Annotated in this window: 34 protein-coding genes and 2 tRNA genes; 11 read left to right on the top strand and 25 right to left on the bottom strand. The window is 62.1% G+C overall.

Features of this window, described 5'->3' with window-relative positions:
• Nucleotides 1-103: 103 nt before the first annotated feature.
• The 3 genes from KHC19_RS18605 to KHC19_RS18595 all read right to left on the bottom strand — a co-directional run bounded on the left by KHC19_RS18605 (nt 104) and on the right by KHC19_RS18595 (nt 797).
• Nucleotides 104-325, bottom strand: a complete 222-nt coding sequence (locus KHC19_RS18605) for an HNH endonuclease signature motif containing protein (protein WP_246549152.1) — start codon at nt 323-325, stop codon at nt 104-106.
• Between the two features lie 95 nt (nt 326-420).
• Complete coding sequence (locus KHC19_RS18600; RefSeq protein WP_213354156.1) at nt 421-612, bottom strand: hypothetical protein; 192 nt, start codon at nt 610-612, stop codon at nt 421-423.
• Nucleotides 612-797 carry a hypothetical protein gene (locus KHC19_RS18595; protein WP_213354154.1) on the bottom strand — a complete coding sequence of 62 codons (186 nt, stop codon included), beginning with the start codon at nt 795-797 and terminating at the stop codon, nt 612-614. The genes KHC19_RS18600 and KHC19_RS18595 overlap by 1 nt, the downstream gene beginning before the upstream one ends.
• Nucleotides 798-1,087: 290 nt before the next feature.
• Here KHC19_RS18595 and KHC19_RS18590 point away from each other — a divergent pair, with 290 nt between their 5' ends.
• Nucleotides 1,088-1,357: a helix-turn-helix transcriptional regulator gene (locus KHC19_RS18590; RefSeq protein ID WP_213354152.1), complete on the top strand. Its 270-nt coding sequence runs from the start codon at nt 1,088-1,090 to the stop codon at nt 1,355-1,357.
• A 129-nt stretch (nt 1,358-1,486) separates the two neighbouring features.
• Here the strand turns inward: KHC19_RS18590 and KHC19_RS18585 are convergent.
• The 17 genes from KHC19_RS18585 to KHC19_RS18505 form a co-directional block, all read right to left on the bottom strand.
• Nucleotides 1,487-1,562 (bottom strand) — tRNA-Phe (locus KHC19_RS18585).
• Nucleotides 1,563-1,579: 17 nt separating this feature from the next.
• Nucleotides 1,580-1,650: transfer RNA gene (locus tag KHC19_RS18580), tRNA-Leu, on the bottom strand.
• Between the two features lie 275 nt (nt 1,651-1,925).
• Nucleotides 1,926-2,525: a hypothetical protein gene (locus KHC19_RS18575; RefSeq protein ID WP_213354150.1), complete on the bottom strand. Its 600-nt coding sequence runs from the start codon at nt 2,523-2,525 to the stop codon at nt 1,926-1,928.
• 31 nt (nt 2,526-2,556) lie between these two features.
• A complete protein-coding gene (locus KHC19_RS18570) occupies nt 2,557-2,898 on the bottom strand; it encodes a hypothetical protein (RefSeq protein ID WP_213354148.1) in 342 nt (113 codons plus the stop codon).
• Nucleotides 2,899-2,953: 55 nt separating this feature from the next.
• Nucleotides 2,954-3,853 (bottom strand): YdaU family protein, encoded by a 900-nt coding sequence (locus KHC19_RS18565; RefSeq protein WP_213354146.1) that lies wholly within the window; start codon nt 3,851-3,853, stop codon nt 2,954-2,956.
• Entirely contained in the window at nt 3,850-4,497 is a 648-nt protein-coding gene (locus tag KHC19_RS18560) for a helix-turn-helix domain-containing protein (protein WP_213354145.1), read from the bottom strand. Before KHC19_RS18560 ends, KHC19_RS18565 begins: the two co-directional genes overlap by 4 nt.
• 5 nt (nt 4,498-4,502) lie before the next feature.
• Entirely contained in the window at nt 4,503-4,853 is a 351-nt protein-coding gene (locus KHC19_RS18555) for a RusA family crossover junction endodeoxyribonuclease (protein ID WP_213354143.1), read from the bottom strand.
• The gene (locus KHC19_RS18550; RefSeq protein WP_213354141.1) at nt 4,850-5,542 is read right to left on the bottom strand and encodes a DNA-methyltransferase; all 693 of its coding nucleotides are present in this window, start codon (nt 5,540-5,542) and stop codon (nt 4,850-4,852) included. Before KHC19_RS18550 ends, KHC19_RS18555 begins: the two co-directional genes overlap by 4 nt.
• The gene (locus tag KHC19_RS18545) at nt 5,539-5,928 is read right to left on the bottom strand and encodes a DUF968 domain-containing protein (protein WP_213354139.1); all 390 of its coding nucleotides are present in this window, start codon (nt 5,926-5,928) and stop codon (nt 5,539-5,541) included. Before KHC19_RS18545 ends, KHC19_RS18550 begins: the two co-directional genes overlap by 4 nt.
• A complete protein-coding gene (locus KHC19_RS18540; protein ID WP_213354131.1) occupies nt 5,925-6,065 on the bottom strand; it encodes a terminase gpP N-terminus-related DNA-binding protein in 141 nt (46 codons plus the stop codon). Before KHC19_RS18540 ends, KHC19_RS18545 begins: the two co-directional genes overlap by 4 nt.
• Nucleotides 6,062-6,502, bottom strand: coding sequence for a hypothetical protein (locus KHC19_RS18535; protein ID WP_213354129.1), 441 nt, complete (start codon nt 6,500-6,502; stop codon nt 6,062-6,064). The genes KHC19_RS18540 and KHC19_RS18535 overlap by 4 nt, the downstream gene beginning before the upstream one ends.
• A gap of 3 nt (nt 6,503-6,505) precedes the next feature.
• Entirely contained in the window at nt 6,506-7,135 is a 630-nt protein-coding gene (locus KHC19_RS18530; RefSeq protein WP_213354128.1) for a trna delta -isopentenylpyrophosphate transferase, read from the bottom strand.
• Nucleotides 7,135-7,629, bottom strand: coding sequence for a siphovirus Gp157 family protein (locus KHC19_RS18525; RefSeq protein ID WP_213354126.1), 495 nt, complete (start codon nt 7,627-7,629; stop codon nt 7,135-7,137). Before KHC19_RS18525 ends, KHC19_RS18530 begins: the two co-directional genes overlap by 1 nt.
• Nucleotides 7,626-7,916: a hypothetical protein gene (locus KHC19_RS18520; protein WP_213354124.1), complete on the bottom strand. Its 291-nt coding sequence runs from the start codon at nt 7,914-7,916 to the stop codon at nt 7,626-7,628. The genes KHC19_RS18525 and KHC19_RS18520 overlap by 4 nt, the downstream gene beginning before the upstream one ends.
• 100 nt (nt 7,917-8,016) lie before the next feature.
• Nucleotides 8,017-8,301: a DUF2312 domain-containing protein gene (locus tag KHC19_RS18515; protein WP_213354122.1), complete on the bottom strand. Its 285-nt coding sequence runs from the start codon at nt 8,299-8,301 to the stop codon at nt 8,017-8,019.
• Nucleotides 8,301-8,912 (bottom strand): GIY-YIG nuclease family protein, encoded by a 612-nt coding sequence (locus tag KHC19_RS18510; protein ID WP_213354120.1) that lies wholly within the window; start codon nt 8,910-8,912, stop codon nt 8,301-8,303. The genes KHC19_RS18515 and KHC19_RS18510 overlap by 1 nt, the downstream gene beginning before the upstream one ends.
• Nucleotides 8,912-9,373 (bottom strand): hypothetical protein, encoded by a 462-nt coding sequence (locus KHC19_RS18505; RefSeq protein ID WP_213354118.1) that lies wholly within the window; start codon nt 9,371-9,373, stop codon nt 8,912-8,914. The genes KHC19_RS18510 and KHC19_RS18505 overlap by 1 nt, the downstream gene beginning before the upstream one ends.
• Nucleotides 9,374-9,443: 70 nt before the next feature.
• Between KHC19_RS18505 and KHC19_RS18500 the strand changes: the two genes are divergently transcribed.
• Entirely contained in the window at nt 9,444-9,590 is a 147-nt protein-coding gene (locus tag KHC19_RS18500; protein WP_213354116.1) for a hypothetical protein, read from the top strand.
• 3 nt (nt 9,591-9,593) lie between these two features.
• Nucleotides 9,594-9,770, top strand: coding sequence for a hypothetical protein (locus KHC19_RS18495; protein ID WP_213354114.1), 177 nt, complete (start codon nt 9,594-9,596; stop codon nt 9,768-9,770).
• Between the two features lie 2 nt (nt 9,771-9,772).
• Here the strand turns inward: KHC19_RS18495 and KHC19_RS18490 are convergent, their stop codons facing one another.
• Both KHC19_RS18490 and KHC19_RS18485 read right to left on the bottom strand, forming a co-directional pair.
• Complete coding sequence (locus KHC19_RS18490) at nt 9,773-10,015, bottom strand: hypothetical protein (protein WP_213354112.1); 243 nt, start codon at nt 10,013-10,015, stop codon at nt 9,773-9,775.
• Nucleotides 10,012-10,260, bottom strand: a complete 249-nt coding sequence (locus KHC19_RS18485; RefSeq protein WP_213354110.1) for a hypothetical protein — start codon at nt 10,258-10,260, stop codon at nt 10,012-10,014. Before KHC19_RS18485 ends, KHC19_RS18490 begins: the two co-directional genes overlap by 4 nt.
• An 85-nt stretch (nt 10,261-10,345) precedes the next feature.
• Between KHC19_RS18485 and KHC19_RS18480 the strand changes: the two genes are divergently transcribed.
• Nucleotides 10,346-11,080: a hypothetical protein gene (locus KHC19_RS18480; protein WP_213354108.1), complete on the top strand. Its 735-nt coding sequence runs from the start codon at nt 10,346-10,348 to the stop codon at nt 11,078-11,080.
• A gap of 605 nt (nt 11,081-11,685) precedes the next feature.
• Nucleotides 11,686-12,186, top strand: coding sequence for a hypothetical protein (locus KHC19_RS18475; protein ID WP_213354101.1), 501 nt, complete (start codon nt 11,686-11,688; stop codon nt 12,184-12,186).
• A gap of 238 nt (nt 12,187-12,424) precedes the next feature.
• Here the strand turns inward: KHC19_RS18475 and KHC19_RS18470 are convergent, their stop codons facing one another.
• The 3 genes from KHC19_RS18470 to KHC19_RS18460 are packed head-to-tail and all read right to left on the bottom strand — an operon-like array spanning nt 12,425 to nt 13,246.
• Complete coding sequence (locus KHC19_RS18470; RefSeq protein ID WP_213354099.1) at nt 12,425-12,670, bottom strand: hypothetical protein; 246 nt, start codon at nt 12,668-12,670, stop codon at nt 12,425-12,427.
• Nucleotides 12,667-13,005 carry a DUF3572 family protein gene (locus KHC19_RS18465; RefSeq protein WP_213354097.1) on the bottom strand — a complete coding sequence of 113 codons (339 nt, stop codon included), beginning with the start codon at nt 13,003-13,005 and terminating at the stop codon, nt 12,667-12,669. The genes KHC19_RS18470 and KHC19_RS18465 overlap by 4 nt, the downstream gene beginning before the upstream one ends.
• Nucleotides 12,998-13,246, bottom strand: coding sequence for a hypothetical protein (locus KHC19_RS18460; protein WP_213354095.1), 249 nt, complete (start codon nt 13,244-13,246; stop codon nt 12,998-13,000). Before KHC19_RS18460 ends, KHC19_RS18465 begins: the two co-directional genes overlap by 8 nt.
• A gap of 212 nt (nt 13,247-13,458) precedes the next feature.
• On the opposite strand from KHC19_RS18460, the gene KHC19_RS18455 reads away from it, so the two are divergent.
• The 6 genes from KHC19_RS18455 to KHC19_RS18430 all read left to right on the top strand — a co-directional run bounded on the left by KHC19_RS18455 (nt 13,459) and on the right by KHC19_RS18430 (nt 17,001).
• The gene (locus KHC19_RS18455) at nt 13,459-13,800 is read left to right on the top strand and encodes a hypothetical protein (protein ID WP_213354093.1); all 342 of its coding nucleotides are present in this window, start codon (nt 13,459-13,461) and stop codon (nt 13,798-13,800) included.
• Entirely contained in the window at nt 13,800-14,147 is a 348-nt protein-coding gene (locus KHC19_RS18450; protein ID WP_213354091.1) for a hypothetical protein, read from the top strand. Before KHC19_RS18455 ends, KHC19_RS18450 begins: the two co-directional genes overlap by 1 nt.
• 242 nt (nt 14,148-14,389) lie before the next feature.
• The gene (locus tag KHC19_RS18445) at nt 14,390-14,818 is read left to right on the top strand and encodes an HNH endonuclease signature motif containing protein (protein ID WP_213354089.1); all 429 of its coding nucleotides are present in this window, start codon (nt 14,390-14,392) and stop codon (nt 14,816-14,818) included.
• Nucleotides 14,811-15,611, top strand: a complete 801-nt coding sequence (locus tag KHC19_RS18440; RefSeq protein ID WP_213354087.1) for a DNA cytosine methyltransferase — start codon at nt 14,811-14,813, stop codon at nt 15,609-15,611. Before KHC19_RS18445 ends, KHC19_RS18440 begins: the two co-directional genes overlap by 8 nt.
• Nucleotides 15,608-15,787 carry a hypothetical protein gene (locus KHC19_RS18435; RefSeq protein ID WP_213354086.1) on the top strand — a complete coding sequence of 60 codons (180 nt, stop codon included), beginning with the start codon at nt 15,608-15,610 and terminating at the stop codon, nt 15,785-15,787. The genes KHC19_RS18440 and KHC19_RS18435 overlap by 4 nt, the downstream gene beginning before the upstream one ends.
• Nucleotides 15,784-17,001, top strand: a complete 1,218-nt coding sequence (locus KHC19_RS18430; RefSeq protein ID WP_213354084.1) for a hypothetical protein — start codon at nt 15,784-15,786, stop codon at nt 16,999-17,001. The genes KHC19_RS18435 and KHC19_RS18430 overlap by 4 nt, the downstream gene beginning before the upstream one ends.

The raw sequence follows: 17,001 nt of genomic DNA, 5'->3' as shown, positions 1-17,001 counted from the left end.
TTTGTTCTGAAACTGGTCTCAGTGCGAATGAAGGGGCCCCGGCCGGTCCGTGCCCCCAGGGCCTGGAGGTTTTGCCCCTCCCCCTCCCCTTTGGACCGATCCGTCACGCCCTGTTCCAAGGGTGCTTTGGGTCAAGGGGACGGCCCCTCAGGTCCGATCCGATGCCGAAGCCTCGATGCTCTTCACGTTGCTTCGTGCTGTTGTGGTGCGGCTCGCAGAGCGGCTGCCAATTGTCCGTGTCCCAGAATAGGCGCTGATCGCCACGGTGGGGCTCGATGTGATCGACCACCACGGCAGTTGTCACCTCACCTCTCGCCTCACACATGCGGCACAGAGGATGCTCTGCGAGGAAGGTCAGGCGGGCCTTGTCCCACCGGCTGGTGTAGCCACGCTGCCGGGCACTGCCGCGATGGTAGGCCATCAGATCCAGCCGAAGCACCAAAGCAGGCCGATGGTCGGCAGCACGACCAGCCACGCGAAGACGAGGCCAATCCACGCACACCCGAGCACGGCCAACCCCACGTCCGACATCAGGCAAACCTCACCCGGCCACCAGACGCCAGACGCCAGACGCCGCTCAACCTCAGTCAGCCATTCCTTGAAGCGGGTCATCAGATCTCGATCACCGTGTAATGCGCGGTGCCGGCCTCAAGCCACTCCAAATCGATGGGCGACCACACTGTGTGCCTCTGACGTATGGCGCGGCGGGCGCCTGTCACCGCGTTCTCCTGATAGAGCCACACACCCTGATCTCGAACTGTCCGCCATGCGAAGAGCGACTTGAGCAAGCGCAGCATTCGGCACCCACACGAAAAACCCGCCTCGCGGGGTGCGGGCGGGCTCCTTAGTGTATTTTCTTCACATCAACAGCGAGAATTCTCTTGCTTTAAGTGAAGAAACTTCATATAAAGATCATGTCAGATGATTGTGCCTGACGCACTACGGAGACCGAGCATGAGAGTCAAACTCTCTATCGATCTCCGGTGGGGGAGATGGAGACTGGTACTCTCCATCTCCTTCTAGTCCGGAGGGGCCGGGGCCGCGCGAATGCGGTCCCGGTTCCCGATGGAAGATAGGAGGCAAAGCCTTGGAAAGCAACAGCGCGGTGGCCGGCCTTCGCAAGAAGTGGGGCCTCACACAGAACGAACTCGCCGGCATGCTGGGGATCACCCAGCGGGCACTTGTCGACATCGAGACAGGGAAGACGCGGCTGCGACATATCCACGTTCTGGCCCTTGAGCGCATTTCGCTTGAGCTCGCGGTCGAGCGTGGCGATGCTAGTTTGGCGCTACGGCCCGTGGCTCACTTCGCCATGAAGTACGCTGCCGCCTTCCCTCGTCTAGAATCCGCTTCCTGACGGCCGGGGCGCTACGCCCGGCTAGACGATGCCGCGTCAATTCGCGGGCTTGCCCTCCGTTCTCGGCTCGGGGGAGCGCCACACGCCCGAAAGCTACGTGCCGCCTGAGCTACAGGCTTCGTCAGGAACTGGTCCCGAGGGGCGGGCTCGAACCGCCGACGCCCGCGCCTTCAACGCGGCGCTCTACCGTCTGAGCTACCTCGGATGAACTGGATCGACGCGGGTCGATGGCTGGCCTCGCACCAGCGGCCTCCCGATCTAGCCGGGTGCTCTCCTCGCTGAGCTACACCGTCCCGCGTCGAAACTCGGTATGCACGATAGGAACGACGCGGGGCGCTGGATGCTCGTACCATCGGCGCCGGGGCATAGGAGCCTAATAGCCCACTGCCGCGTCGAACTGTTTGACCGGGCCGGGCTTGATACCGGCTACCCACTCATTGTGCCGTTGCTCATCGGGGTCGTAGACGGCAAATGCGTGTCCTTCCACGCCGCCGGTCAACTCGGTGCCCGCTGGGGACAAGAATCAAAAGGGGTGACCGCGCCGCGCGCAAATCACCCACTTAGCGAATCATAGCGGATTGACCGGAATCGTCAATATCTTGCGGTCGGCATATCCAAATTCCACAGCCAGTATGTCGAGGCATTTGCGGAACTTCTGCCCCATCGTCTTGGTGCAGATGCCGCGGGCCTCGGCTGCCTGTGCGAGCGTGATGCCCGATCCCGCCACATGGCGCATGAGATAGGCGCCTTCGGGCTTGAGCAGAACATCGGCGGCAAGCAGCTCCTTGGTCGCCCGCTTGCGCTTGTCGGTCAGGCCGTCCGTTGCGATGCCGCCCCCGTCGACTGGCTCCTTCGTGGTATCCATGGCGGGCACGGTTCCGCACGCCGCCTCGTACACCTCCTGCCAATGGCGCCCGGCGATGTATTGGTGCTCGCCGATCTGCCGGCGGTCCCGGAGATAGGCCAGCGTGTCGCCCCGCAGGTTACGCACCACAAGGCTTCGCTCCTTGTGACTGTCCATCGGGCCACGGATCTCCTCGACGCCCTCCACGACGCCCTGAGGGTTCCCTAGGGCGCGCTTGTCGAAGACCTTCACATCGGGATCGCGTCGGCGGTTCTTCTTCTCCGCTTTGTGGCGGATGAATGCGTCGAGTTGCTTGCGGGCCATCAGGTGTCTCCTGGCAGGGGGACGAGAGGGGTTAGTCGAGAATCGTCATGGACTTGAGGAGGTCGCCGAACTTGCGGGCCACGCGCTCCCGCTCGGCTGGATTGGGCTGGGAGCCGGCAGGACGGGCGATCAGGACGCGCTTCAGCCGCTCGATCATGGCGCGATGAGGTGCGGTGGCTTCATCCGCGAGACGGCACAACTCTCCCGTCGAGGGCATAAACCGCACGTTCGCTGATACTTTGCCGCCAGCCCATCGGTCGCATGCCTGCGCGACTGCCCAAGCGGGCTTATCCGCCAAAATCTCAGCATAGAGGTCTAGTCGGGCGCCGGCCTCCTCTTCGGTCGTCCCGCCCTGCACTGGCAGCACCAGCATTAGGCCAGCGATTTTGGCAAGAGACTGGTCGCTTGGGCCTGGCGCCAACTGCCTCTCAATGGCTGCTATCTGCGAGGAAATATCGGCCCGATCCGTTTCGCTCGGCATCAACCGCGCCGGATACATCGGCCGCCCAGCTTCCTCCATCAGATTGTGGAGCAAGGCGTTTACGCGCGGCGGCAAGGAGGGCAGCGTGCCCGGTCGCGGGGCGATCACCGCCGGGGCGTTGGACGGGTTGTCTCGCATCGTAAGAGCCTTCGAGTAGCTTGGTGAAAGACGTGGCCTGCAAGAAGAAATCGAAGTCGGCTTTCCACCCGGTCGCATTGGCGCCGGTCAGGAACGGGCTGGCGCGGGCTTTCGCCATCGCGGCCTTCCAACCATCAATGCCCTTGCAGTCCTTCAACCGCTGAAGGGCGCGGGCTTTCCGAGAGGGTGTGATCTTGGCGACCCTTGGGCAACCAGATGGGGCCATAGCCTCGTGGTACGCTTCGACCATCTCTGCGACAGGGCATGTCGTTGTCGAAGCCGGCGAGGGTTCGACAACCAAGGCGTTAGCCTTGGTATCTTCTTCTGTTTTGTATATGTCAGTGTTATTGGTAGAGCATTGCTCTGGCATTGCTGTAGCAATGCTAGCCGAAGCTTTAGCAATGCCACCTTTGCGCCCAGCCGACGCGCGCTTCTCGTATTTTTCGTCCGCCTTGGCGAGCTCGGCGTCGATCCTCTTATGCGTCCATCCTTCGCCGAAAAACTCAGCGAGGGTGTCACGCGCACTAGCGAAATCGTCAGAGGCCATCCGACAGATGCGCGCCAGCTTCCGATCATCGTCAGGCAAGCTGCGATGCTGCCAATAGTGCATGATCAGCAGGAGGTAAGCGCCATGCTCTGAGGCGGACAAATGGCCAGTGTCAGCGAGATATTCACTGACGTGCAGCGGCATCCACCCGGGCGCGCTCATGCCTTCGCTCCCAGCGCTTCGGTGATGTCGGCGATTTCCTTGACGAGCGCGGCATCGCCGTTTTCGATCAGCCGGAGGACCTTTCGGCAGCCGCTCATGACCGAGGTATGGTCGCGGCCACCCATGCGACGCGCGATTTCGGGGAAGCCCTTGAGGGTCAGGGAGCGCGCGAGGTGATAGCAGACGAGGCGGGGGCGCATGACCCTCGCATCGCGGCGCTGCGACAGGATATCGACGACAGAGACCCCATAGTGGGCGCTCACCGCCCGGATGATCGCTGCCATCGTCATCCGGCAGGCTGCTTCTAGCTCAGGCATGATCGGCTCAATTGGAGCCTCGTAAATGAAGGTTCTCTGGCGGTGCGCCACCATTTTTCGATCCGGCTCCGGCTCGGGACAGGGCGCGGCCACAGCCGGAGGCGTAGACGGGAACGCAGCTTGGGGCTTGCCTCGGTTCAATCGGGCATTGGCCTGCTTCCAGCGGGCAAGGGCGGCAGCCGGCGGCAGGATGGGTGCGGCGGGCTCAAGGTCCCGCACATGCCGGCGCGCCAGTCCGCCAAAGATTCCGCGCCGGGCTTCGAATTCCTGCGTGCCATATGTACGTTCGGGATTGGCGTCGGCGGGAAGGTCTTGGACGTATTCCATGGGGGTCACTCCACCGGCGTGATCGTGACGGTGCAGCCGGCCGGAGCCGGGCCCCATTCAACGGTCACGCGGTCACTGAATTTGTCGTTGGCGATGACGTTGACGCGCTGGAGGAAATCCAGAACGCCCTTGTTGAAATTGTCCGCGTCGCAGCTGCCGCGCCGCTGGTCAGATAGCGTGATGGTCGCGACGAAGCGGCCTTTGATCTTCGGAAGGCGGTTGCCGCCCTGCTCAAGAAAGCAGCCGTCAGCCTCCTTGATCCAGGCGACGTACTTCTTGCTTTTGAAGGTGCGTCCCTTCCCCTTGCGCCAAATGGCGTTGGTGCTGATCGGAAAAGGGAGATGCAGGGTGATCATTCGGCCGCTCCCAGCATCGACAATTGCTGCGGGGGCGCCGGGCGTTCGACGAACATATCAGGCTGCGCATAGGCCTTGCGGATGCGCTCGCAGGCTATGTTGAAGTAGCCCTCATCGATCTCTATGCCGATGAACTGGCGACCCGCCTTTGCGCATGCAACGCCGGTCGTTCCTGACCCCATATAGGGGTCTACAATCGGAGAGCCCGCGACTTCCTTTAGGCATCTCTCCATAAGCGCGACGGGCTTCTGTGTAGGGTGCCAGCGCTCCTTGCCTCCCTTTTCAGACGCCTTGCAGATGCCCTTCCAGAGATGGCTAAAGATGCGGTCCTTTCCGCGCCCCTTAATCCAAGCAAACTCAACGTCGCTGAAATCATCGTACTCTGGAACCCCAGCCAGTTTATCCCATGCCAACCAGCGCCCATGCGGAAGGCGTTGGGCATAGTGATTTGCCCCCCACAAGACTACTTCAGGGAAGCTAAGCCAAATCGCCGGGTCAAAGGGATGGGCGTCTCCAACAATAGCCTTTCTGTTGCGTACTGAATGCTTTCCCTGCCCTCCAACGCCTCTTTGAAAGGCGATCCCATAAGGAGGATCTGATACGATTGCAGAATTGTCCGGAATATCGGCCAACATGCTATGACAGTCGTAGAGGTAAAGCGTGCAGTCGCCGATGATCTCTTTCCTCATCGTGCCGGCCTCGCCTTCGCAATGGCGACCTCAGCCGCCTCTTCGTCACCCGAACACTGAGCGAGGATCAGCGACAGCAGGAACGGGTCGATACCCTTTGCCGTCCAGAATGCTGCTTCCGACATGGAGTGCTGCTCCCTGTGGTGGTCGGGGCAGAGCGGGAGCGTCCACTTGTCGTCCGGCTTCTCTCCCTTGCCGCTGTCGCGCTTGGCGTGGACCAGAGAGCCCATGCGGATATGGGCCGCTTCGACGTTGCGGGAGCCGCAGCAAACGCAGGGAAGCTTGCGGATGAACTTGAGGTGCGCGCCATTCTCCACACGGGGCCGCTTCTTGCCGTGCGAGATGGAGAAGGCTTCGGGGTGATAGGCAATACGGAAGGCGCTCATGACCGCCACCTCGCGAGGATGTTGTAGACGGTGCTTTCCTCAAGCCCGACCGCATGGGCGATTTCAGCGGTGTCTTTGCCAGACTGCCAAAGCGCGATGGCGCGGCGGATCGGGTCGTTCTGAGTGCGCGTTTTCATGCGGCGTACCTCATCCATGCGAGATATTCGCCATCCAGTTCGAGCCATGCGGCCTCGGCGCGCTCGTTGCCGGCGATGTCCGCTCGACTGCGGACGCCGCACCACGAACGGACAAACGCCGCAGCATTCTCGGCCGTGTCACAGGGATGGCCGCGCTCGGTGAGGAAGGCCCAGAACGACTTTTCAGCACATCGAATGCCGGCCTGCTGGGCGGGGCTCAGCTCATCCCACCGCCGGCTATCCTTGGGCTTGGCCTCAGGCGAGACCAGCTTCGCAAGCGCCACCCAGCTTTCGGTGCCGGGGTTCGGCATGCCGAAAGCCGCCACGAACGCGGCGCCCTGCTCTATCGGGATTTCGACAACGATCTGCAGAACCTTCCGGCTCTTGACCGGGCGCATATCCGAATAGGTGCCTTGGAAAGCGGCGGGGCTGGACATGGCTCATCCCGCCATCGTCACGTTGGCGGGCGTCAGCACACGCCGCTTGGCCGCGCCCGCAGCGCTGATTTGATCTGCGAGGGTGGGCGGCAGCGCCTTCAGGGCACCCTTGAATTCGGGCTGCCGAGCGAGTGCGTCGAGGTCATTCAGGCTTTCACACTGGTTCACCGCCGTGATGAGGCGACGAGCATCCTCCTGCTGCGCGCGCGACACCGATGGTTCATGCGTCTCAATCTGAGACGGTGCCGGCGCGCTTCCTTTGAAATCGTCCGCCTCATCCTCGGAATAGGCCAGACCATGCAACCCGATCAGCTTGAGTATCACGCGGTCCTTGGCGCGCTTCTCTGCCATCGCATAGGGGTAGCCATTCTTGTTGTTTGCCGGCGAGGCTTCGCCAATGGACCATTCGGCCTTGTCGCCCATATGGCCAGTGACACAAATCGCTACCGACTTGGCGGCACCATTGGTTTCCAGCGGCATGGGCGGTTCGAAGCGAATGCCTCCTTTCGCGGCGATTTGCTCAAGTACGCGGTGATAGACAACCCAGGTGCCGTGGCAGTCCCATGCCGCGTCCGGGCCGAAGCCGAAGCTCTTGAGCGCGTCGGCGATGACAGGATCCAGCTTCCGAGCCATCAGCGCACCCGCACCGTCAGCGACGGCTCCCCGTTGGAGATGTGGATACCAGCCACTTCCCTCCCCACTTCCACAGCCGCTTTGATCGCGGCCATGTCAGGCTTGCGCTCGATGCGAACGAGGTCATCCGGGAGAAGGCTGGCGTCGTCGACAACTGCTTTCGAGTTGCCGGCACGAATGGAAAGAGTGGCCTCCGGCAGGATCGCCTTATCAATGCCGGCAGCTTCCATCACGGAGACGACTAGAGCGCGGATGCCATCCACCCGGCGGTCGAACCGGGCCTTACGTTCGCCCAGCTCCTTGATGTACTCAGCCACGCCGAACGAGAGGGCCTTGGCCTCCCCGGCCTGGCAGACAAGCCGGGAGAGAATCTCGAAGGCTTCGGTCTCACCTTCCACCATATCCCGGAGAAGATCCTGGTCTTCGGCAAGCTCGGGATGCGCGGCCAGCAGGCCGTCGATCTGCCTACGCAGGGCGTTGATATCGATCCTCATTCCGCGGCCTCCAGCAGGAGGGTCGGATCCGGCGTGGCGCACATGCCCTCAACGTCGTCGAGCGCGGCCAGCAGCGCCGTCAGCGAGCGGCGGATGGCCTTGGCTTCATCCACGATGAAAGACCGGTTCTCGACGGGGATATCAAGGCTACGCATGCGGAAGCGCAGGCCGCCGGCCTTGCGGTGCGCGTCGGAAACCGACCCGAGGATTTCCAGCAAGCGGTAGGAAATCTCGGTGTGCTGCTCCGAAGCCCGGATCTTGCGGTAGTCGTCGAAGATGCTATCCATTGTCTTGTTCTCTGGAACAGCCGCTCGGTAAGCGCAGGGGTGTGCGAGCCGGGCGGCGATCAGCTCGCTACGCGTGCACGTGCACGCACGTGAGAGGCGGCTAGCCAGCCATCCCAAGCGCTTGCAGGTAGAGGTCGACGATGGCCTCACGCTCGGCGCGGGTGTCCGCGTCCTGCCGGCGCATCGCAACGATGGTCTTGAGGGCCTTCACGTCGAAGCCATTGCCCTTCGCTTCGGCGTAGATGTCCCGCTTGTCGGCGTTGAGGGCGCGGATTTCCTCGTCCATGCGCTCGATGCGCTCAACGAAGGAGCGCAGTTGCTCCTTCGCGAAGCCAGCGGCGGCATCGGATAGTGGTTGATCTTCGGGAATGGTGCGATCAAGCATTACGCCGCCCTCCCCGGCCCGAGGATCGGGTAGACGTGGGGCTCTGAGTTGCCGGTACGGCTCACGCGTTCGAGCCTGACGGCCTCGCGTGCTTCGAAGGCCTCGCGGAGAGCACGATAGACGTCGGCATGAACGATGCCACGTTCGGCGTACCAGATAGTTTGAATTGTGCGGAGTTTGACGCCGGTGACCTTTTCGACCCGGCGCATCAGGTCTCGGATCGTCTCCGAGCCAACTCGATGGCCCGCGATCTGAATGCAGTAGTACCGCGCCTCGCTCTTCATATCGTCGTCGAACCCCGACGGCGGGTCATATTCGGGCAGTGGGCGGTAATCAGGGGGCACCGACTCCAGCCCTACGCTCGATGCATCCTGGGCTGCCTTCAGCACATCGGACGAGGGATGGAACCATTCCCCGGTAATCCGAAAGGCCCTGAGCTTTTGGTGAAAGAAATATTCGGTCCGACGATCGCCGGGCATCACTGCGAGGAGCGTCATGATCTCCCGCATGCCAGACTGTAGCTGTCCGATGCGGCGCGGCACGTCGGTTGAAAAGCCGATTTTAACCGGGCCTTTCTCAGCCTGAACAAAATAGACTTCACCGATCATCATCAGCCTCCATCAGCCAATCGGCTCGACGCCGCCATTTCTCGCCGCGCCTCCGCGCTAAACCCGCGAGAGCCAAGCGCAGCCGCCAGGGCAATCGTTTCCTGCACGCGCGCCAGATCGGCTCGCAATTCAGCAATTTGGGCATCTCGTTCCGCCTTCACGCGCTCGAATTCTTCCCAGCTCACGAAGCCGGCCGGTGCTGGCCGCTCCTTCGTGGAGCCATCGCGCAGCTCTCGCAGCGCCCTCACTTCAATCGGACGAGGCTTCGTTACCTCGCCATTCCAGTAGGCCCGAACGCGACGGACAGTTATCCCCGTGCGCTCGGCAATATCCTCAAGGGCAGCGCTCAGCTTGACGCGCGGCCCGATGATGTCGTCGATAATCCGGGATGGGTCGTCAGCCGCGACATGCACGGTCTTGTCCTTTGCCGAATTTGGAAAAGATTGCCGAGATTTGGGTGACATTCCCTGCATCCGATCCGCCCTTTCTGCTTTGATTGGAGCAAGGCAGACGAACACTTACGGAGGCGCGGAAATGAAGAAGGGACGACCGACCGTCAGCACGAAGGGCGAGATCGGCCGTCAAGTTGGGCCGGTGGGTAAGTCCGGCCGGGGAAAGGAATGGCAGAGTATCGGCCTGCTGGCAGGCAAGCTGATGCGAGACGTCAATCGGAAGCGGTGACGAATGAGCAAGTCCGTAGCAGCAGCGATCCTCGCTTATGTGGTTCTCCTTGGCAGAGGAGACCCGGTGAGGACGCTGGCAGCACTCGAAGCCCACGCCGGCTATAATGGCGACGTGGAACTGATGGAGATCGCCTCGTTGGCACAGGCGATCTTGATGCAGGAAGCGGCCGGCGGCTGAGGTCATGGCGTGGCCTCGCGCTCGGCCGGCTTCGTGTTCAGGCTGTCGCGATAGGACTGCGGCGCGAACTCAAGGCCCCAATGGTTCACGGTGAACCATCGAACGAATTCCCACAGGACGGCCGGCAGGTTGGCGCGCAAGTCCATCCCGGTGTCCGCCTTGAAGGCGGCGATGGCCTCAGCGTTCCCCGCCGCAGCCTGAACAGCACTAGCCCACATCGCCGAGTTGATGGCCTCGAAGCTCATACCTGCGCCCCTCCCTGCGAGGGCCGCGCCACGGCAACAGGCCAGCTTCCGCTGTCCGGCCAATTCTCATCGAACCACCGGATGGCTTCGTCGTATTTCCTGGCGGTGAACGAGCCCGACTTGATCCGCTCGAAGAACTGGCCGTCATTTGCAACCAGCCGCCCGACAGTGGAGAGCTTGAGGTCGCGCGCGCTCGCAAAAGCTTCGGCGCAGGCGATCAAATTGGAGCGGAGTTCATGTTCCATGGCTCCTTTATAGTGGGATATAACCCACCATACAAGGGAAATTTCCCATTCGCATGCGACTATCCGCGCGTGGGATAATTCCTACATGAACAGGCCATTGAAGGATGTTGTGTCTGCGCGGCTTGCCGAGATCGGACTGGGTCCGGTTGAGGCGGCAACCGCTGTTGGCATGGAGAAAACGTTCATTCGCGACATCGTCGAGGAGAAGAAGAAGTCTGTCCGCCAGCCAAGCATGGCGCGACTGGCGGAGGCTCTCCACTGGACAGTTGGCCAACTCACTGCTGCAATCAATGGCGAGCCGGTGCCTGACGAGAAGCTGGTGTCCGACGTCGTGAAGACGTCAGCACCCTTCGTGCGCGTGCGGCTGCAAGGTCCGGTCGAAGCGGGAGCGTTCAGGCCCGTGGACGAACTGTATGAAGCCGATGAGGTTTGGTTCGACGAACCGCGCGATCCCACATATCCGCAGGCGCGCCTCATGGCCTTTGATATTGTTGGGACTTCGATGAACGCCCTCCCCGGCCGGCCACTCTTCCCGGGGGATCGCATTATCTGCATCGATTACGAGGATGTCGGCAGCCCCCCGTTGCGCGATGGAATGATCGTCGTGGTGCAACAGAGCTTGGCAGGCGGCCACCTTCGGGAATGGTCGGTCAAACAAGTCGCGCTATTCGACGACCGGGTCGAATTCCAGCCCCGCTCCACCGATCCACGGCATAAGCCAATCGTTGTCACTCGCGATCTAACAGCCGATGACGGGCGCGAAGTGAAGATCCTCGCCATCCTGCTGCGCCTTTCCCATACGTACCCGAGAATGTGGTAGCCCTCGTCACCGACATCACCCGCCCTACGAAGTGGGGGCGGAGGTGAGGGACCGGGACACTGAGTGCAGTTAATTGCACGCATTCTCGCTAAAGAAGCAAAGGAAGGTCGTCGGGAATATCTCCCCGACGACGAGCTCACCTCGGGCGGCATATCGCGCGCCAAAAGTTAGCGGGACACGCTTCGCTTCCTAGAGGAAGCAGCAGCGCCAGTGCCCACACACGTGCTCTTCGCGGCCAAACCGCGTGCGCGTGTAGGGGCGGACCCAATGACAGCACTTGCTGGACATGGGGGTCACTCCCTTATGGAGCGTGCCCTTGAAGTCTCTGGCCGAATGACATACGCTTCGCGCGTTACGCAAACATATGTGACACGCCTTCGTTCTCGGGATGGCACTCCAAGGCCCCGAGAAACGCTGGCAACCATGAGCGGCTCCGGACTGCCATCCGGAGCCGTTTGCGTTACCAGGCACCTCAACACCACCGACTCTAGCGAATCCCAACTCGACGGGCAACCCTTGGGTGGGGACAGAGGCGGATTGTGCCCGACTTAAGATTCCGTTAACCTTCTTTGGAATCCACTCTCCAGGCGAGACGAGGCTGGTGTATGATGCTGCATGTGTCGGTGTTGAGCAGGGCTGAGCGACCCATGGCAGATTATCGCCAGATAATGCGTGAATTGCGGGGACGGCGGGCTCGGTTGGTTGACCAGCTCGATAAACTCGACGCCACGATTCAGATGCTCGAAGAGACCATTCGAGTCAGTCAGCCGGAGTTTGATTTTGCAACACCGGCGGACACGCTTGAAGAACAAGTCGTGAAAAGAGAAAGGGGGGAATTGCCCCCTGAGACGATTGCTCGCTATGCGCGTGAGACTCTGCTCGAATTTGGCAAGCCGATGAAGCGAGGCGAACTGGTGCGGGCGCTAGAACAAAAGGGTGTCCCTTTGGCCGGAAAGGACAAGAACAAGAATCTCGGAACCATACTGTGGCGGCACGGAGACATGTTCGTCAGCCTTGCGGGGCTGGGGTACTGGCCGAGGGATGTCCGCATCCCAGGTGTTTACGACGTTGATCCTGAGACCGGGCGGCCCGTCGGTGAGGAGTAGAAGCCCGGCCAAGTGCCGGGCTTTTTCGTTTCTGGGCCGGGAACCGCGGCGCCGATAGTGAGTTTTGCCGACGCCTGATGTTTCCCCTCAGGCGCGATGGTCAGCACTAGCCCGGCTTCGGCCGGGCTCTTTCTTTCTGGACCGGAACTTATCCGCCACCGCTGATTTATATGAGCGCCTTGGCTTCGTCGCCTAGGCTGATCGTCACAACTAGCCCGGCTCAGGCCGGGCTTTTCGTTCAGGCCTCGAGCACGCCCTCGGGCACCTGGCCGAACGATGCGATCAGGACGGGCTCGTCAGCGTCATCGCTGTCGGGATCCACGTCCTTCGAGAACGCAATCGCCCCAAGCTTGATCAGGCTGAGGCGCTTCGCGATCCGCTCGGCGTCCTCTCGCGTCCGGGCTTCCATCGGCGCGCCAGCTCGGATCGCCCCGCGCTTGCCGGCTTCATAAGGCTGTACGACATAGAAGGTGCGCTTGCTCATTTCACTCTCCTTGGCGGGATCGGAAGACGCACGACGTTGGCGCTTGGTTCCGCGATCTTCGGCCTCCGAAGCGCGTATTGCGCCATGCTCAGATCGGCCGGGTGCAGAGACAATTCGGACACGATGATCGCCGCCAGGGCCGGCTCGTCCGCTACATAGTCCACCACCCCTGCCAGAAAGCGTGGATCGTCCGCGAGTGAGCGGACAGCTCGCGGCGCGATCCCGGTCACGTTCAGAAACTGTTCCAGCCGAGACGGATCCTTGGCTATCGAACCGAGGACCGCAATCGCTATCCATTCCGCCCGGTCGCGGTTCGCGGGAGGCGCGTCAAGCATGGATCGGCTCTTTCTCACGCAGCCGCTTGATCGACGTGACGTAAGCAATCCGGCTTTCGCAAACTTCGCAACAGAAGGTCTGACGCGCTAGCAACGCGCTCTCTAGAAGCTCCTCGACCGTCGTCGGCGCATCCTCGACATCTGGAACATCCAGGCGCTTCGCACTCGTGCTGGAGCAGCTGTCGCAGCAAATGTGGATCGCAAAACGGGCGACAATCCGCCCCTCTCCTTCCTCGGCCATCCTCGGTCTCCAAAGGTTAATGTTCCGTTTATGTTCTCATCATGAGAACGTTCAAGCGGAGAGTCGAGTCTGATTCGTGCCGTCGCCAACGATTTTGACCGGAAGAGGGAAATTTCCTACTTTTATGTTGACGGTGGGAATAATCCCACTTATAACCCACTCATCACCTCCCCGAGGTGACGCGCCCCGGCCTTCCTCCCGAGCCCCCTCAGATGGCCGGGGCGCTTCCTCTCTCTTCGGAGATTGAGATGGCTTCGCATACTCCTGGGCCTTGGGTCCTCGGCGAATGTCGACGGATGACCGTTGGCGGCTTCGGTTTCCCTGTGGCGGACAAGGATGGGAACACCCCGGCATTCGTCGCCTCCTGGCGGGACAACGCCGCCGAAGAAGGCAGCGCCAACGCTCGCCTGATCGCCGCCGCGCCCGACATGCTGGCGGCGCTGAAGGCGGCCGAGCGCTGGATGTCAGGCGAGGGCATCGCCACCGATGCACTCGACATGGTTCGCGCCGCCATCGCCCGCGCCGAAGGCCGCACCTCGGATGAGGTGGCGTGATGGCCCATTCCCCCACCATCCAAGCCGCCCTCAAGGCTGCCGATCCCCGCATCACGCAGGCTATCGGCGCTCTCGATCAGGTACTCGACAGGTGCCGGGCCGAAGCGGCTCCCATCGTCGAAGAGCTGATCAAGCTCTCGGGCATGGTCGAGCCGAAGGACGCGGCCGATTTTCGCTCCGACATCCCCGCAACGCTGGCCGACCTGCTCTCGAATGCCGAATGGCACGTCGCCATGGCGCTGATCGCCGCCGAAGAGGCCGAGCACGACGAAGACGAAGGCTTGTACTTCGTCGGCAACGAGCCATCGCCTCGCCTTCGGCATGGCCTCCTCAGGGCGGCGGAGTAGGCGCCATGACGCTCCTACTGGTCATCGCCCTCATGGACGCCGTGGCCCTCGCGGTGCTGGCCCTGCTGGCCCTGAACGCCCCGCTCTCACCCGAATAGCCCGAGCTCCGCGCTCGCCCCTATCTATGGAGCGCTCACGATGAGCCCCGCCCAGTACATCGCGCACGTCCTCGCCCCCGCCATCGGCATGGCCATCTTCGTAGCCGTCCTTTGGGGATGGGCTATCGGCCTGGGAGGCGCGGCATGACGGACGTTGAAGCTAGATTGCGAGTCAAATTCATAGCTGACCCAGACACCGGGTGCTGGAACTGGCACGGCGCGAAACAACCTACCGGATACGGAACCCTATGGAACGGGCGGCGGCCCGAGCAAGCACACCGCATTTCCTATCGTCTTTTCTGCGGAGAGATTGGCGAGGGAAACGAAATAGATCACATCTGCCGCAACCGTGGCTGCATCAACCCAGAGCATCTTCGAGCTGTTCCGCATCGCGAAAATATGCGCGTCAGCAATACGGCCATGGGCCGCAACGCCGCGAAGTTGTTCTGCAAACGCGGCCATCCTTTTGAAGGCAGTAACTTGATCATCACGCCCCGTGGTGCGCGGCAGTGCCGAGCCTGCGTGAACATGCTCGCGCGCAAATACAAAGCCAGGAAAAGAGCAAATGGCTGAGGCTAGAGCGTATTTTAATGAGATCGATCCCTATGCCGCCCAGTGGCTGCGCAACCTGATCGCCGAGGGCCTGATCGCGCCTGGCGATGTCGACGAGAGGAGCATCGTGGATGTCCGACCGGACGACCTCGCGGGCTACACGCAATGCCACTTCTTCGCCGGCATCGGTGGATGGTCCTACGCACTGCGGCTCGCCGGATGGCCTGACCTCCGCCCTGTCTGGACAGCCTCCTGTCCCTGTCAGCCGCTTTCGAGCGCGGGACAGCGAAAGGGCCATGCCGATAGACGCCATCTCTGGCCCTCTTTTTACGAGCTTTACGCCGAGTGCCGCCCTCCAGTGGCTTTTGGAGAGCAGGTTGCGAGTTCAGATGGACGTGAATGGCTCGCCGGAATACGCGCTGACTTGGAAGACCTGGGAGATGCCTGCGGGGCTATCGATATCTGCGCTGCGTCCGTTGGCGCGCCGCACGGCAGGCCACGGATTTACTGGGTGGCCAACACCAACCGCCGAGGAAAACGGCGGCAACATCCTGCGCAAGGCGGAGCGGAGAGCGAAAGCCAAGGCGAAGTGGGCGGGGCGTTCTGGGAACGGTTTCGGGTGGTCACTGGCCGAGGTATCGGCTGGGACCGCGGAGAACGTCGGCGGTGTGCTCCTGGATCCGGCGCACTCGTGCTGGCTCATGGGTTTCCCGGACGCGTGGCTCAAGTGCGCGCCTTCGGCAACGCCATCGTCCCGCAAGTCGCGGCGGAAGTGATCCGCGCCTTCCTCGACATTGAGAGGAGCGCGGCATGACGGACGCTGACCTGAACCTCCTCCTTGCCCTTCTGGTGATCGGCGTCGGGATCGTCTGCGCCATTGTCATCTGGGTCGCCCGCCGTTCCGAGCGCCAGCTTCACGATACCGGATTCGGTTGGAAGCGTTTCGCGAACGAACCATCTGAACATTTCCCTGATGGAGGCCCGGTATGAGCACCCCTGACACCGCGCCCGCAGTCGATGCCGTGAAGGCTGATCCGGTCGCGTGGCGCATGACATGCGTTAACCCCCGGCTGGCCGTTCAGCCGTCACCATGGGTTCTTCTATCTAAGCAGCCGCCCGACCCAGGCTTCGGCTATCGAGTCGAGCCCTTGTATTCTGCACCGCTGGACGATCTCACCGGCCAGATCGCCGCGCAAATTTCCAAGGCGCTTACCAAACTCGGCGCCACGCATTGGCTGCTCTCCATCGTTGGCAGTTGGAAGGACACGCTGCCGGACGAAGATATCTTGCAGATGCTCACGGAATGGAACGCACAAGCCCCAGCCCTTGCCGCGCAGGAGCCGGGGGCGGTGAAGGTGCGGGAGTTGGTGTGGGTCGAACGCGAGAACGTCCATCCGCAATACATCTCCCATACGGTTGTCGGTGACTACTGCATCGCCAGAACGAAGGGCGGCGAATGGGAGTGGTGGCTCACGACCTGTCGCGGCAAATGCGTGGTTCGCACCCTCGATGCCGCCAAAGCCGCTACACAGTCAGACCACACGCGACGCATCCTGTCAGAAATCGAAGTCGCCCCGCCGGTGGCGCGGGAGGAGGGCCGATCTGCTGAGTTGATCGGTGCGGTAGATGGCCTCGCGTCATCGGTGGGCATGCGGTTCGTCCCCGACCCGGCAAAGGTCGCCAAGTACGACGCCACCCCCGCGCCCTCCCAGCAGCCGGCCTTGAACCTGCACGACGCCTACGAGCGTGAGAAGGCCGAACGGGCGCAGCAGCCGGCAGGCGAAGCGGGCGGGATGGTGGACATCTCGGCAATCGCTCGCAAGCACCTCGATCTGTCCGACGCAACGTTCGATCAATACCCGCACTTTCAGGAGATGATCGAGCAGGCGATTAAGGAGGCTCGCGCAGCCGACGCCGCCCGCATCGCCGAATTGCAGGCCGAGAACGTGGGGCTGCAACAGGTGGCGGAGGTCTGGAAGACGGCCGCGAAGCACCACAAAGTCGCCCTCACGGCCTGCAAGGGCGAGGTGGAGCGGCTGACTGGGCTGGTAGACGTGGCGCTTGACGCTCTCGACAACTACGCGGACCCGACCGGCTATAGCGACAACACCGGCGAGCCATATGGCCCCGAGGACGTCAACTACCCCGGAACTTTCGCCAAAGAGACCGCGGCCAACATCCGCGCCGCCTTGGGCAGGGGATGA

This window comes from Ancylobacter oerskovii (assembly GCF_018390555.1).
Lineage (GTDB): Bacteria > Pseudomonadota > Alphaproteobacteria > Rhizobiales > Xanthobacteraceae > Ancylobacter > Ancylobacter oerskovii.
This window is presented reverse-complemented; position numbering and strand designations above follow the sequence as displayed.